We start from the raw sequence: 13,506 nt of genomic DNA, 5'->3' as shown, positions 1-13,506 counted from the left end.
TTCAACTTGTATTGTTGTTTAATGAGTCGTTGGATAGCTTCTCGGGTCCAAAGCGCATAAGGAAGCTTTAATTGATCCGGGGTTTTGTCAATAATCACTTTCTTGATCTCGGATTCTTGTTCAGCCGTCAACTTGCGCTGTTCTCCCTTTCGACGGCCCCGACGACCAAGCTTTATGGCGGATTCACCTTCCGCAAGATATCTTTGCCAGATTCTGCTGGCGGTTCTTTCGGTAATACCGAGTCCTTCGGCGATAAGTTTGTTGGAGATAGCCTGCTTTCGAAGACGAATGACTTGTTTGCGTATCTCGAATTGAGTTTTTGGACTGTGTCTACGGGCATCTATTTTTTCCATATCTCTATTTTATCAGTTTTTTGAGAAATAGATATATTTATTCACCTGATTAATAAGTTGAGACTAAGCTATTGAAAACTACATGGGAGCTAATAATCAAGCTGCTCCTAAACCATTTATTTAAAAAAACATCTACCCATCTTATTGACTTCATCTCGCAATGGAGCCTATCTCCTTGTCTTTTGATCATCCCGTGCTCCATAAACCCCGGCATTACTTGTCGCGGCTCATCGTGCAACAAAATCAACTTCGGCAGTCGTTACCCGGGTTCATTTCTATACAAAATGAGCTACAGCCGTTACCGCTTTAGCCCATCTCATTACGAAAAAAACTGCGGCAGTTACCGCCGCAGTTCATTTTGTTACTGAATCATCTACGGCGGTTACCGCCGCAGTTCATTTTGTTACTGAATCATCTACGGCGGTTACCGCCGCAGTTCATTTTGTTACTGAATCATCTACGGCAGTTATCGCCGTAGTTCGTTTTGTTACTGAATCATCTACGGCGGTTACCGCCGTAGTTCATTTTGTTACTGAATCATCTACGGCAGTTACCGCCGTAGTTCATTTTGTTACTGAATCATCTACGGCAGTTACCGCCGTAGTTTATTTTGTTACTGAATCATCTACGGCGGTTACCGCCGTAGTTCATTTTGTTACTGAATCATCTACGGCGGTTATCGCCGCAGTTCGTTTTGTTACTGAATAAGCTATGGCGGTAACTGCTGGTATTTACGCAATAAAAAAAGAAGCTGATTCTCAAATCGAAAAAGAATCTGTTCCCATTATGTTCGTTCGATGCCAATCTTTCGAACTGTTGCTCTCGAGCGGGCCTGGAGCGGTTAAACCTGGAGAAGCTCATTTTGGTGTTGGGAAGCACGTTAGAGGATATGAATACCAAGTACTGCTAATCAATTTTGGATTTCGTATTAAAAAAAGTTCTCCCGGGTAATTGCTTTCCCAAAAAGAACTCTCTATCCTACCCTTTCCTTTTCCCAAACAAAAATGATGAGCTTTTATCTTCGCTATAATAATAAGACCCGGCGATTATTACCGGGTCGTCAGTTTTCGTTAATGATGCGCGTTATTTCGCCGGGCTTCTTCCCGGACTCGATTCAATTGGAATGTTCTATTGCACCAGCCACCGATAATCCTTTCTGCAATCCACGATAGAATCCACGTAAACCGTCTGGTCCTTGATTAGATACAAAATCAGATACCACTTTGCAACGAACATTTTATGATACTTGTTCACCGGTATGAACTCAGCGTTCAAAAACGGAAAACGCTCCGGCATCCGGTGCAGGGAACGGACCGCTTCCAGCAGGTCGTCTTTTACCCGGCGGGCATCGGCTGGACTTTTCTGCGCCAAAAACCGGACATGGGCCGTCAGCATTTGACGGGCGCGGTCGGAAACGATCATCCTATATTGAGGATTCTTTTCCATGTTCGACCTCGTCAATAATACATTCCAGATAGCTGTCCAGTTCATCCGGGGCAACTCCGAAGCGTCCGGCCAAACGATCTTCCTCGACGGCCAGCAATTCTTCCCGCAGCTTCAACATTTTCTCGCGGCGGCTAAATGCCTCGATATCCATCACCACCAGATCGCCCTCGCCATTTTTGGTGAGATACACCGGCTCGCCGGAGGACTTACACAACGCCGCGATTTCATTATAATTCTGCCGGATGCTTGCGGACGGTTTAATCTGCATGGGTTTAACTCCTTGTAGTAATATTCTAACCATATTATATTCATTTGGTGCTATAAAATCAACCAACACCTTTCAAACCGTCTCACGCAAAGCGGTATTACCTGTGGCTAATTTACCTTAAATCGAAAGTTCGTGGTGAATTCGATGTGGTTTTCCATAAAGTTTTTATAAAAACCGGGAAATAAAAAAACCGGGCTACTTCCCGGATTGTCAGTCGATTTCATAATGTTTCTTTTCCGTCATTTCTCCGCGCCTCCGCGTCTTGCGGGAGACAATATAATTTCCCCCGAATCACTCTCCCCGGCCTATTATTCTCCTCCCGCAGAGGCGCAAAGACGCAGGGTTCTATGATCCAAGACGCGCAACGGGTGATTCCTACCCAAGAATTGCTTGGGGTCTTTCAGCCCGCATCAGAAACTGTAAAACTTTAGGCGCGGCAATCAGAAACCAGGCGGAATAATCTTGCGGACGGGTCAGTAAATCCGCTTGTAAATCTTCCAAAGCGACCCAGCGAATTGCCGCAATCTCGTCGGGATTCGCCTGAAGCGCTCCGCCGTAATCCGCCAAAAAAACATGGTCATATTCGTATTCAAACAGATGATCGCCATATTTCTGAAAATAGACAAAATCAAAAATTTCCGTGACGCGACAAGTATCTGGCGCGATGTTCAATTCATGCCGCAGCCGTTCCCGGACCGCCGCCGCCAGCTTCTCTCCCTGCCGGGGATGGGAACAACAGGCATTGGTCCATAACCCTCCGGAATGGTATTTGTGATACGCTCTTTTTTGCAGCAACATTTGGCCATCATGGCAAATAAATACCGAAAAAGCGCGATGCAGCAGCCCCTCGCGGTGAGCCTCTATTTTTCCCGCCCCGCCGATTTCCCGGTCGAGTAAATCCACTAAAATGAGCTGGTTCATTCCAAAGCCCCCATTGGTTCCATCCCGTTGCCCAGATGGATCTCTTTAAAATATTCTTTGACAATGTTTTGGAAATGATTATTTTTTTGATTATTCCGCATCTCCTTCTTCCGGACTAACGCGATGGTGCTGGTGACATTATCCTCTAAAGGAATATAACGTAATTTTTGGCTATTCTCCAAATCCAGCAGACTCTCTGGCAACAGCGTCAAACCGAGACCATTATTGATCATGGCCAACAATGCTTCATGGCGGGAACTCGTATAATTCACGCGCGGGATAAAGCCGGCCTTGCGGCAGGCATCGATGCAGAGCTGATACAGGCTGGAGGTGTTATTCAGCAGAATAAAAGCTTCGTTCTCCAAATCCCGCAGGTTCAATCTTTTCTTGGAAGCCAAATGACATTTGGCGGAGCATACCACACCGATCTTCTCGATGGCCAGCGGAATCGAATCATATTCATCCTGCGACAAATAATCGATCCGCACAATGATAAAATCGATTTGGTTGCGATCCAGCATTTTGAGCAGCTCCGTCTGTTCCCGTTCCACAAAATCAATATGGATGTTCTGATGGTTCGATTCCAGATTGATCAGATGATTAATCAAGCTGGAATAACATAACACCGGGATGGTTCCGACCTGGACCGTAAAGGCCGCCTTATGGATATTGCTAAAAGGAGCCAGGGCATACAGCATGTCGGAGTAATCTTTGGAAAATTGGGTTGCAAACGCTAAAAATGCTTTTCCGGCAGCCGTTAGTTCAATTTGGTAATTATCACGGGAAAAGAGGATAACCCCCAGTTCATTTTCGATGGCCTTGATCTGCTTGGATAGTGACGATTGCGAAATAAACATTTTTTCCGCCGCGTGGGAGAAATTCTTTTGTTCGACTATCGCTAAAAAATACATGATCTGATTCAGAGTCATCCGTGATACCTCTCTTTCTGAAATCATGCCCAAACGATAGAGCCTGTTAGAGAGCAAAGAAGACTTCGCAGCAAACGAGAAAACGATATCGGATGAAGCATGGTCGAAACCCCGTGCGGTACAAAAAACGGAAAACTGATGATTACAAATCAGATTCCGTTTTTTTCGTGAATTCTTCCAAAAGAATGAATTTTCAAGAATATATGTTTGGTGTAAATATGCCCAGTATAAATTCGTCTAAAACCATACTTCAAACCAATAAATTTGTAAGATTCAGTCCCCACTCGCGATAATATACTACATTATTATAACAATAATATCAATTCTATTTTAAAATGACTTAATTCCAAATTCGAAACGATTCTGATTTAGCAATCGCCAATTCGATATCTGAATTGCCTGTCTCAAAACGATAATGCTAAAATGCAATCGAGTTTTAATTTATTTATCATTTTTTCGAAAGGGAGCGAATGAGATGGCGGAGATTTACAAAGATCTGAGAAGCTTCTTGCGGAAACTCGAGCAAGAAGGCCAACTGGTTCGGGTAAAAGAAGCAGTCGATCCCGAACCGAACATCGGTGCGGCCGGCCGGGCGGCGTCCAATATTAAAAACGGTCCGGCGGTATTCTTCGAAAAGGTAAAAGGCTACCAATACTCGGTCGTAACCAATGTGCACGGCTCGTGGCGCAACCATGCCCTCATGCTGGGCATGGACAAAGATACGCCCGTCAAGGAGCAATTTTTGGAATTAAACCGGAGATGGGATAAGTATCCGGTGCCGCCGCAGATTTTAACGCGGGAGCAGGCCCCTTGCAAAGAAAATACCATTACGGACAATATTAATCTGTTCGAGATCCTGCCGTTGTATCGGATTAACTCGCAGGATGGCGGTTTTTTCATCTCGAAGGCCTCGGTCGTGACCGGCGATCCCGAATTTCCGGATGATTTCAACCGAATGAATGTCGGAACCTACCGGCTGCAGGTCAAGGATAAGGACCGGCTCGGCATTCAGGCGCTGGCTTTTCATGATATCGCAGTTCAGTTGGAGAAAGCCGAAGCGGAGAATAAACCGCTGCCGATTGCCATCGCCGTCGGCAATTCGCCGCTAGTCACCTTCATGGCCAGCACGCCGATTGGCTACGCGCAGAATGAATATGAATTCGTCGGCGCGCTCCAGGATGGCGTGCCCACCGAAATTGTCAAAGCGGATACCGCCGACCATTTGTATGTGCCGGCCGGCGCCGAAGTGGTCTTGGAAGGATACATTTTACCGCGTTTGCGCACGGTGGAAGGTCCGTTCGGCGAATTCCCCGGCTCCTATTCAGGGACCCGGTTGCAATGTGAGATCAAGATCACCCGGATCACCCACCGCGCCAATCCGATCTTCGAGAATCTGTATTTGGGATTGCCGTGGAGCGAAATTGATTACCTGATGGCGCTGAATACCAGCGTGCCATTGTTCAAGCAGTTAAAAGCGTCGCTACCGGAAGTCGTGGCGGTGAACGCGATGTACACCCACGGCATCGGCACGATTATCTCCACCAAGTGCCGTTACGGCGGTTACGCCAAAGGGGTGGCTTTCCGGTTGCTGTCGACGCCGCATGGCATGCCGTATTCGAAAATCGTAATCGTGGTCGATGAATTCGTCGATCCCTTCAACCTGGAGCAAGTCATGTGGGCCTTGACCACCAGAGTCCGTCCGGACAAGGATGTCTCGGTCATTCAAAATTGTCCGGGCATGCCGCTCGATCCCTCTTCATTCCCGGCCGGCATGCATTCCAAGTTGATTATCGATGCGACCACCCCGGTGCCGCCCGAACCCAATCCGCGCGAGACCGAGCTTTTGGAGAACCCGACCGGAAGCGCCCAATGGGAAGAGATTATCCGTAAGCTTTTGGCTCAAAACAAATAGGAGGTTGACGAAGATGAAATGCAGTCGTTGTGATAGCGATAAAGTTCGCAAGATGGTCGATTCGCCCGTGGGAAAAGCATGGGAGGTTTATGTCTGCGAAAAATGCAACTTCTCCTGGCGTTCAACGGAGACCATCGAAATCTGGCCCAAATTCAAATTAACTGACGAAAAGATAGCCAATATGCAGATGATTCCACCGATCCCGCCCTTAAAGAAATGATTTTACGATCGGGAACGGCTTTCAAGGCGTCGACCGCCCGTTTCGCAATGGCGTCCCCGGGTCATGGAAGTCCGTTCCCTTAAAGCGATTTGGCGTGTAAAAATTAAAAAGAGGAGGCACCCCACCTCCTCTTTTTTGTAAAAGGCTTCGACGAAAGATTTTTGAAAACGGGAGGATGTCGCATGAACAAAAGAACGTTAGGACTCATCATCGGCATACTGGTGGCCGTCGTTATCAATTCGCTTCCGTTGCAAGGCTTGGGAGCCGAAGGAAAAATGTGTCTGGCCCTGACCCTGATGACCGTGGTGTTTTGGGCCTTCCAAATTGCCCAATCCGGATATGTGTCCGGTATCTTTCTGGCATTATTAGTAATCTTTAAGGTGGCCCCGGTCGACAAGGTCTTCTATTCCTGGAGCGGCTCCACCATGTATCTGGTGATCGGCGCTTATTTAATCGCCAGCGCGGTCAAGAACTCGGGCCTGGGGGAACGGATCGCCTACGCCTTTATTCTGAAATTTGTCAGTTCCTACCGGAGCATCATCATCTCCATTTTTGCCCTTACCTTTATCCTGAGCCTCTTGATTCCCCACCCCTGGCCCCGGGCCTTCCTGATCATGTCGGTGATGGCCGTCGTTATCCAAAGCACGAAAATGCCCAAGGAAGACGCCATCAAGGTTGGATTCACCGTGTTCGCCTCCTCGGTGCCGGTGTCGTTGATCTTTTTAACCGGCGACAGCGTGATCAATCCGTTGGCGGTTGAAGCCTCCCAAAAGGCGCTCAGCTGGTTGGGTTGGTTCATGTATATGGGCATTCCGAATCTGATTTCGAGCATACTAACTTGTATTTTGATACTGGTGCTGTTTAAGCCGGCCAGTAACATCGCGGTGAATAAAGAGGAGATCCGGACCAAGCTGGCTTCGCTGGGCAAGCTCACCGGCAAGGAAATCCGGACTTTAATCTGGCTTTCGATTGCAATTTTATTATGGCTGACCGATTCGATTCACGGGATCAATATCGGCTGGATTACCTTAATCATTGCGATGTTCATGAGTTTGCCCTGGATTGGCGAAGTATTGACCCCCAAAAACTGGGGCGAGGTTCCAATCCACGTGTTGCTGTTTTTAACAGCGGCCATGGCCATCGGCAAAGTCGGCGGGGTCACCGGGATGAATACCTGGATCGCCAACACCATTCTTCCCCCCACGGTGCCGCATAATATCTTTATCTTGGCTGCTTTTATCGCCGCGGTCTCCATCGTCATCCATATGTTGCTCGGAAGCGTGATCGCGGTCATGGGCGTCGCGATTCCGGCCTTGCTGGTTTTCACCGGACCCATGGGAATCAATCCCTTGGTCACTACGCTTCTTGTCTATACGGCCATTGCCATTCATTACATCTTCCCCTTTCAACACCTTAACATGCTGGTCGGCCAGGGCGAGGAGAACGGCATGTATACCCAGAAGGAAACGATCCGGTTGGGCATCCCGTTAATCGCCGTGGTGTTTATCGTGATGCTGTTGGTGGAAATCCCCTGGTGGAAGATGGTAGGACTGTTATAAGTGTTAACCCGGGCGGCGGGATGAATAGCGGATATCCATTCCGCCGCGCCGGATCAAAGTATGGGTGAAGGACTGAAAAATATGAAGCGATTCATTGTCGGAGTATCGGGCGCCAGCGGCGTCATCATGAGCCGTTATCTGTTGCAGGCGCTCAAAGAACTGGAAAATACCGAGGTGCATCTGGTGGTCTCCGAAGCCGCCAAGCGGACTTGGGCCTTGGAAACCGATATTCCGCTGGAAACGTTGTATGAAACCGCCGATTTCTGTCATGACAATCATCAGATGACGGCGTGCATCGCCAGCGGTTCCTTTAAAACGGATGGCATGATCGTCATTCCCTGCAGCATGAAAACACTTTCGGCCATCGCGACCGGGTATGCGGAAAATCTGATGGTCCGCGCCGCCGACGTCTGTTTAAAGGAAGGCCGGAAAGTGGTGCTGGTGCCGCGCGAAATGCCCTTGGGAAAAATCCATGTCCTGAATATGAAAACTGCCGCGGACCTGGGCTGTGTCCTGGTGCCGCCGATGCTGACCTTTTATAACGGGCCACAAGCGTTGGAAGACCAGATCAATCATGTCATCGGTAAAATACTAACCCAATTCGGCCTCGATCATCAGCGGTTTATTCCGTGGACAGGAGCATGCTAGAATGATACGGCGCTTTCATGTCCAAGCCGGCCAATGGCCTCATGGAGTCGAAGCCGAAGTCATCCTTTGCGGCGACGATTTGAGCGTATACATTGGCGGCGGTCAAACTTACCATATCGGGGCCACGGCTTTGGCCGTGCCCCGTAAAAGTCTGGCGGATGCCGAGTCTACTTCGGCATCCGCCAGCGTATTATGCGTGGTCGGCCACAAAGAAGATGAGCTGGCGCGGAAAGCGGCCCTGAAATTGGCGGCATGGTTGCAACGCACTGTCAATGTGACCGTCGGAATGCATATGGACCGGGCGACGCCGGCCGATATTCAAATCTTGTCCGAAAACTATGAAAAAGTTTTGGTGGAAATCAAAACAAAATTAGCATCGCCATGAGCCGAAACGGCACTGACTTTCCGAAGTACAAGTAGAGCATTTTAAGTCGCGGCAATAAGTTGAATCAGAGAATTGCATAATTACCTTAATAAGCTGTGACCACAATATACAGTACAAAGCCCGGATATATCTATCGATAGATTGTAGGCAAAAGATTATTTTTTAAATTATGCAATTCTCTCGGAGGAATGACAAAATATTGGGGGCAACAAGGATGTTGTTTAAAAAAACTTCAAGTTCCTTATCGTTTAAAATTATTCTTTTGCTCAATGCTTTTCTGATTATCCCGGCAATCCTCATCCTCATCTTTTTCAATACCAAAGTAACCGACTCAATCGCTGGTGAAATTGAAAAAAATCTGGTCGCGGTCACCGATGAAAAACTGGATAAATTAAACCAGAAGTTCAACAGCATGGAAGAATTGGCTCAAGCGATGGCCGAACAACCCTATATGAAAGATTTCTTTGCGGGACTCAATAACGGCCAGCCGATGGATAAAAGCAAACTACAACGCATTGCTTCAGTGCTGGAAAGTGAGTTTGAGCGAGGAAACGGCATCTATGAAAATCTGTTGTTTTATTATAAACAAGTTGCCATTGTCGACAGCATCCACGGAAAGGCCGTCGGTAAAGTAAACAAACAGCAAGACCAGTTGCTGGGCTTCATTCGGATTTCTCCAGCCACCGGCCGCCCGGTCATGGTCAATTATATCCCGGTCAATGACAACACCATATTTGTGATGTCCATCGAACTGAATAATCTCACCCGGAAAATCATTGACAGTGGCCAGGATAAAATGATAAAGTCCATTATCCTCGATGCGGATGGCTTGGTTATCGCCTCGCAGAATCAGAAACAAATTATGAAATATAACTTTGGCAAAGCCGGCGGCGATCCATCCCGTTTCTTTGAAACCGTCAAAGCCAATAGCAAGGGTACAGATTTTGTAACGCTGGACGGCCAAAAATATATCGCCGCCTATGCCAAAGATCCGGCCCGGCCGTTATATTTAATCAGTTATACCCCGATTTCCCAATATACCCACCTAAGCAACCAATTGGCTTTAGGAATTTTAATTTTGCTGCTCATCTGCATTATTGCCGGATTATTGGTATCAAATTATCTATCCCAGCGCCTCATTAAACAACCCATTCAAAAACTCATTACCGCCACGGAAAAAATGGCCCTGGGAGATTGCGATGTTCAAGTAGCCGTTACGTCTCAAGATGAAATCGGCAGCTTGGGGAGTGCATTTAATATCATGGTCAACAACATCCGGGAAGGAGCGCAAGCCGCCGTCAGCATTGCGAAAGGAGATTTGAACGTCCAGTTACAGCCTAAATCCGACCAGGATGTATTGGCCATCAGCATCAAACAAGTTGTGGCAACGTTGCGGGATCTGATCAACGAAATGAATCATATGTCAGAACAGCATGATGCCGGAGATATCGATGTCTATGTTTCTGAAGAGAAGTTTCAAGGCGCATACCGGGTGATGGCCACGGGTGTAAATAAAATGGTAAAAGGGCATGTTTCCGCAATTCTCACCGGGATCGCCTGTATGAATGAATTCGGCAAAGGAAATTTTGACGCTCCAATTGCAAAATTACCTGGGAAAAAGGCAGTTCTTCATGAATGCATCGAAGCCTTGCAAAAGAATCTAAAAGACGTCAATGCTGAAATTAACAAGCTGGTTATTGCCACAAACGAAGGCCAATTGAGTGTCCGAGCCAATCCGGAAACCTTTTTGGGTGATTGGGCATCCATGATCAAAGGAATAAACGGACTGATTGACTCCATTCTCAACCCAATTCATGAAACCGCCGCCGTTCTCTATGAGATGTCCGCGGGAAACCTGAAGGTAAATGTCAAGGGCAATTATCAAGGCGATCATGCCAAAATTACGAATGCGCTGAATGATACGATTGAATCTCTCTCTTCGTATATCACTGAAATCGCAGCGATATTAACCCAAATGGCAAATGGAAATTTAAATGTCCATATTACCAAAGATTATCGCGGGGATTTTACCGTTATTAAAGACTCTCTGACTACAATTATCGATTCTTTTAACGAAATGCTCGGTGACATCTATGTTGCCGCCGAACAAGTTGCGGCAGGTTCGGGCCAAATTTCCAACTCCAATCAAAATCTATCTCAGGCTGTTACAGAACAGGCTGCTACGGCGGAAGAGATTAACTCCTCGGTCACTGAAATTGCCAACCAGACGAAAGAAAATGCCCTTCACGCCAAAGAAGCGAACGAATTGTCCTTATCCGCGAAGGAACAAGCCATCAATGGCAATGCCCGGATGGCGGATATGATGGCTGCAATGAAAGATATCAACGAATCCTCCGCCACAATTTCCAAGATCATTAAAGTGATCGACGAGATCGCTTTCCAAACCAACATTCTCGCCCTTAACGCCGCTGTAGAGGCAGCTCGCGCCGGGCAGCACGGCAAAGGTTTCGCGGTTGTAGCCGAAGAAGTCCGCAATTTGGCGGCCCGGAGCGCCAATGCAGCGAAGGAAACGACGGCCATGATTGAAGCATCCGTCAATAAGGTTGAGAACGGAACCAGAATTGCCAGTGAAACTGCAGGCGCCTTGAATCAGATTGTTGAATTGGCAAGTAAGGTCGCCTCTCTGGTGGGGGAGATTGCAACCGCTTCCAAGGAGCAAGCGACAGGTATTGTCCAGGTTAATGAGGGCATCAACCAGTTATCCCATGTAACCCAAACCAGTACCGCTACGACTGAAGAAAGCGCCGCCGCCAGTGAAGAACTGACTTCCCAGGCGGAGAAGTTGAAAGGCATGGTTGAACGATTTAAGCTGAAAAACCGGGAAACAAACCCGGACGTGGGCTCGGCACCCCACCAAAATTCAACCCCGGTAACGACTAACACCCAAAAGCGGCAGGCTAAAGGTGGTAAAGATTATGGGAAGTACTAAGGCGCAAAAAGCGCTCACGAACTAAAAACAAAAAATCCCTAAAAGTAAAACCGTCCATTTTTTTGGCGGTTCAGGCTGTCGACGAAGAAAATCGGCAGCCTTGTTTTATGCGCAAGGAACTCCCCAAATAAGCTTTTTTCACATATTTAGAGGTAAAAGACAAGCACCACGAAAGCGATTCGCGCAAAACCATAATTTTCGCGAACCTTATAAAACTTGGGAAAAAGAATATCCGCCTTCATTAATCATTTTGCCGTATATCAAAAGTTCATGGTGAATTCGATGCGGTTTTCCATAAAGTTTTTATAAAAACCTGGGAATAAAAAAGCCGGGTTCTTCCCGGATTAATCAGTCAACTTCATAATGTTTCTTTTCAACAAAGGAATATCGTTCCGAACCGTGTGCCACACGTCTCCCATATTTAAGGCTTGATATTGATGAGCCGTGATGTCTCGTAATCCGGCAATGTTTCTCCATGGAATGTTACCATTGGCTAACTTAAATTCACCGGTAAGATGTTTTACGAGCTCCCCGATATTGAGCAAGGTCATACAAACCGCACGTTTGGTTCGTTCGTCGACTGAAAAAGAAGATTCATCAAATCCTTCAACCAGCATCTCAATTACTTCTATTTCCGATATAATCTTCTGAAGAACCTGCCCATCCTTACTGTTCATAGATATCAATCACCTTATTTAATCTTAGCAGAGACTCCTTTGGTAACGGCCCGTGCACGATATCCACTTTTATTTTCAACGCATCTTCCATTTCATTCTTCATCCCGGTAAGCGTAAATAACGATACGGTGGGCGTCAAGAACTCCACCAGCAGATCAACATCGCTGGCTTCGCCCGCTGTCCCATCGGCATACGAGCCGAACAACGATACTTTCTTGATTGGATAATAATCCGCCATTTTGGTCGCGGCTTCCTTAATTCGAATAATGTCAAGCAATCGAATCACTCCTACTTCTAATTATACCACAAAATGACAGGAAATCCGCCATGCTTCTTGCTCCGGATGATGAGCTAGCCGTCTTTAACGATTTTTTCCTGTGTTATCATTTTCGTAATACTTATGAAACGATCTTTTTTGATGATCAGTGAGCTCTTTCAGTCGTTCAACAAGCTCTTTTTGGGGATAATGAGCTCTTTCAGTGGATAAAACGAATACTTACTATGATTCCGCTTGGAATCTTCGAGAAAACTACGAAATTTCTTTCGCTCGCGCCGTAACATTTCCAGTAGGACGGTCTAGTTTTAGTCGGGGCAGGTGTCCATTTTCAACCGGAATTTTGGAACGGATTATGTGCTCTTCACCGCACGACCTCTTCCCTACCGTTCAATACCTCCATCATGATCAATGCGCCCAGCTTGAAGCCATGCACGAACGAGGCCGTGGCTTCCATGGCGTCGGATTGGGAGTGCAGATTCATGAGCGATTCCAGTTGTTGATAGTCCGTCTCCGAAAGCTTCTCGCGCCAGACTTTCATTGCATCGGATATTTTTTGGTTTATCGGGCGGTATTGGGGGTCCTTGGGGAGGATCAATTCGTCGGGATATATCTTGCCGGCGTGGAGTTCTTCTAGGATTGGTTTCATGGATCCGCCTTCTTTCGGTTTGGTCATCTTGAAATAATTATAGCGGATAAATTCTTGGTAATTGCGTTTTAGCGAAAATATTACTAAAAATTATGAGAGAATGAAAACAGGTAACAGAATCATTTCTTTTTAGGCTTATAAGAATTCCCCGGCCTATGAATTTTTCTCCCGAAGAGGCGCAAAGGCGCAGAGTTTTTATGATTCAAGATGATTGACCTAACGGGTGATTCCCGATTTCATGAGTTCTTCGCCGAAGTTACGCAAATATCCAAGCTTGCAACCGGTAAGTCTGTCACGATGCAACAAATGTCTCCC

At 46.8% G+C, this 13,506-nt stretch carries 14 protein-coding genes; 6 read left to right on the top strand and 8 right to left on the bottom strand.

Annotated features, from left to right (window positions below):
- The 5 genes from EDC14_RS07625 to EDC14_RS07605 form a co-directional block, all read right to left on the bottom strand.
- On the bottom strand, positions 1-353 hold a 353-nt coding region (locus tag EDC14_RS07625), incomplete at its 3' end, for a helix-turn-helix domain-containing protein (RefSeq protein WP_132013675.1).
- Between the two features lie 1,128 nt (positions 354-1,481).
- Complete coding sequence (locus EDC14_RS07620; RefSeq protein ID WP_132013674.1) at positions 1,482-1,799, bottom strand: type II toxin-antitoxin system RelE/ParE family toxin; 318 nt, start codon at positions 1,797-1,799, stop codon at positions 1,482-1,484.
- A complete protein-coding gene (locus EDC14_RS07615) occupies positions 1,777-2,067 on the bottom strand; it encodes a type II toxin-antitoxin system Phd/YefM family antitoxin (RefSeq protein ID WP_132013673.1) in 291 nt (96 codons plus the stop codon). The genes EDC14_RS07620 and EDC14_RS07615 overlap by 23 nt, the downstream gene beginning before the upstream one ends.
- A gap of 375 nt (positions 2,068-2,442) precedes the next feature.
- A complete protein-coding gene (gene idi, locus EDC14_RS07610; RefSeq protein WP_132013672.1) occupies positions 2,443-2,988 on the bottom strand; it encodes an isopentenyl-diphosphate Delta-isomerase in 546 nt (181 codons plus the stop codon).
- Positions 2,985-3,917: a LysR family transcriptional regulator gene (locus tag EDC14_RS07605; protein WP_165907874.1), complete on the bottom strand. Its 933-nt coding sequence runs from the start codon at positions 3,915-3,917 to the stop codon at positions 2,985-2,987. The genes idi and EDC14_RS07605 overlap by 4 nt, the downstream gene beginning before the upstream one ends.
- A gap of 475 nt (positions 3,918-4,392) precedes the next feature.
- Here EDC14_RS07605 and EDC14_RS07600 point away from each other — a divergent pair, with 475 nt between their 5' ends.
- The 6 genes from EDC14_RS07600 to EDC14_RS07575 all read left to right on the top strand — a co-directional run bounded on the left by EDC14_RS07600 (position 4,393) and on the right by EDC14_RS07575 (position 11,591).
- The gene (locus EDC14_RS07600) at positions 4,393-5,829 is read left to right on the top strand and encodes a non-oxidative hydroxyarylic acid decarboxylases subunit C (protein ID WP_132013670.1); all 1,437 of its coding nucleotides are present in this window, start codon (positions 4,393-4,395) and stop codon (positions 5,827-5,829) included.
- Between the two features lie 13 nt (positions 5,830-5,842).
- Positions 5,843-6,049: a non-oxidative hydroxyarylic acid decarboxylases subunit D gene (locus tag EDC14_RS07595; protein WP_132013669.1), complete on the top strand. Its 207-nt coding sequence runs from the start codon at positions 5,843-5,845 to the stop codon at positions 6,047-6,049.
- 182 nt (positions 6,050-6,231) lie between these two features.
- Positions 6,232-7,608 (top strand): SLC13 family permease, encoded by a 1,377-nt coding sequence (locus tag EDC14_RS07590; RefSeq protein ID WP_132013668.1) that lies wholly within the window; start codon positions 6,232-6,234, stop codon positions 7,606-7,608.
- Between the two features lie 81 nt (positions 7,609-7,689).
- The gene (locus tag EDC14_RS07585) at positions 7,690-8,256 is read left to right on the top strand and encodes a UbiX family flavin prenyltransferase (protein WP_243662846.1); all 567 of its coding nucleotides are present in this window, start codon (positions 7,690-7,692) and stop codon (positions 8,254-8,256) included.
- A 1-nt stretch (position 8,257) separates the two neighbouring features.
- Entirely contained in the window at positions 8,258-8,641 is a 384-nt protein-coding gene (gene lpdD, locus EDC14_RS07580; protein ID WP_132013665.1) for a prenylated flavin chaperone LpdD, read from the top strand.
- 214 nt (positions 8,642-8,855) lie between these two features.
- Complete coding sequence (locus EDC14_RS07575; protein WP_243662845.1) at positions 8,856-11,591, top strand: methyl-accepting chemotaxis protein; 2,736 nt, start codon at positions 8,856-8,858, stop codon at positions 11,589-11,591.
- A 344-nt stretch (positions 11,592-11,935) separates the two neighbouring features.
- Here the strand turns inward: EDC14_RS07575 and EDC14_RS07570 are convergent, their stop codons facing one another.
- From EDC14_RS07570 to EDC14_RS07560, 3 genes are all read right to left on the bottom strand, one after another.
- Positions 11,936-12,268, bottom strand: a complete 333-nt coding sequence (locus EDC14_RS07570) for a HepT-like ribonuclease domain-containing protein (RefSeq protein WP_132013664.1) — start codon at positions 12,266-12,268, stop codon at positions 11,936-11,938.
- Positions 12,258-12,545, bottom strand: coding sequence for a nucleotidyltransferase family protein (locus tag EDC14_RS07565; RefSeq protein WP_243662844.1), 288 nt, complete (start codon positions 12,543-12,545; stop codon positions 12,258-12,260). The genes EDC14_RS07570 and EDC14_RS07565 overlap by 11 nt, the downstream gene beginning before the upstream one ends.
- A gap of 361 nt (positions 12,546-12,906) precedes the next feature.
- Positions 12,907-13,191: a DUF6809 family protein gene (locus EDC14_RS07560; protein ID WP_132013663.1), complete on the bottom strand. Its 285-nt coding sequence runs from the start codon at positions 13,189-13,191 to the stop codon at positions 12,907-12,909.
- Between the last annotated feature and the right edge of the window lie 315 nt (positions 13,192-13,506).

The organism is Hydrogenispora ethanolica, from assembly GCF_004340685.1.
GTDB lineage: Bacteria > Bacillota > UBA4882 > UBA8346 > UBA8346 > Hydrogenispora > Hydrogenispora ethanolica.
Note: the sequence above shows the minus strand (reverse complement) of the source record. Positions and strands in the feature narration are given on the sequence as shown.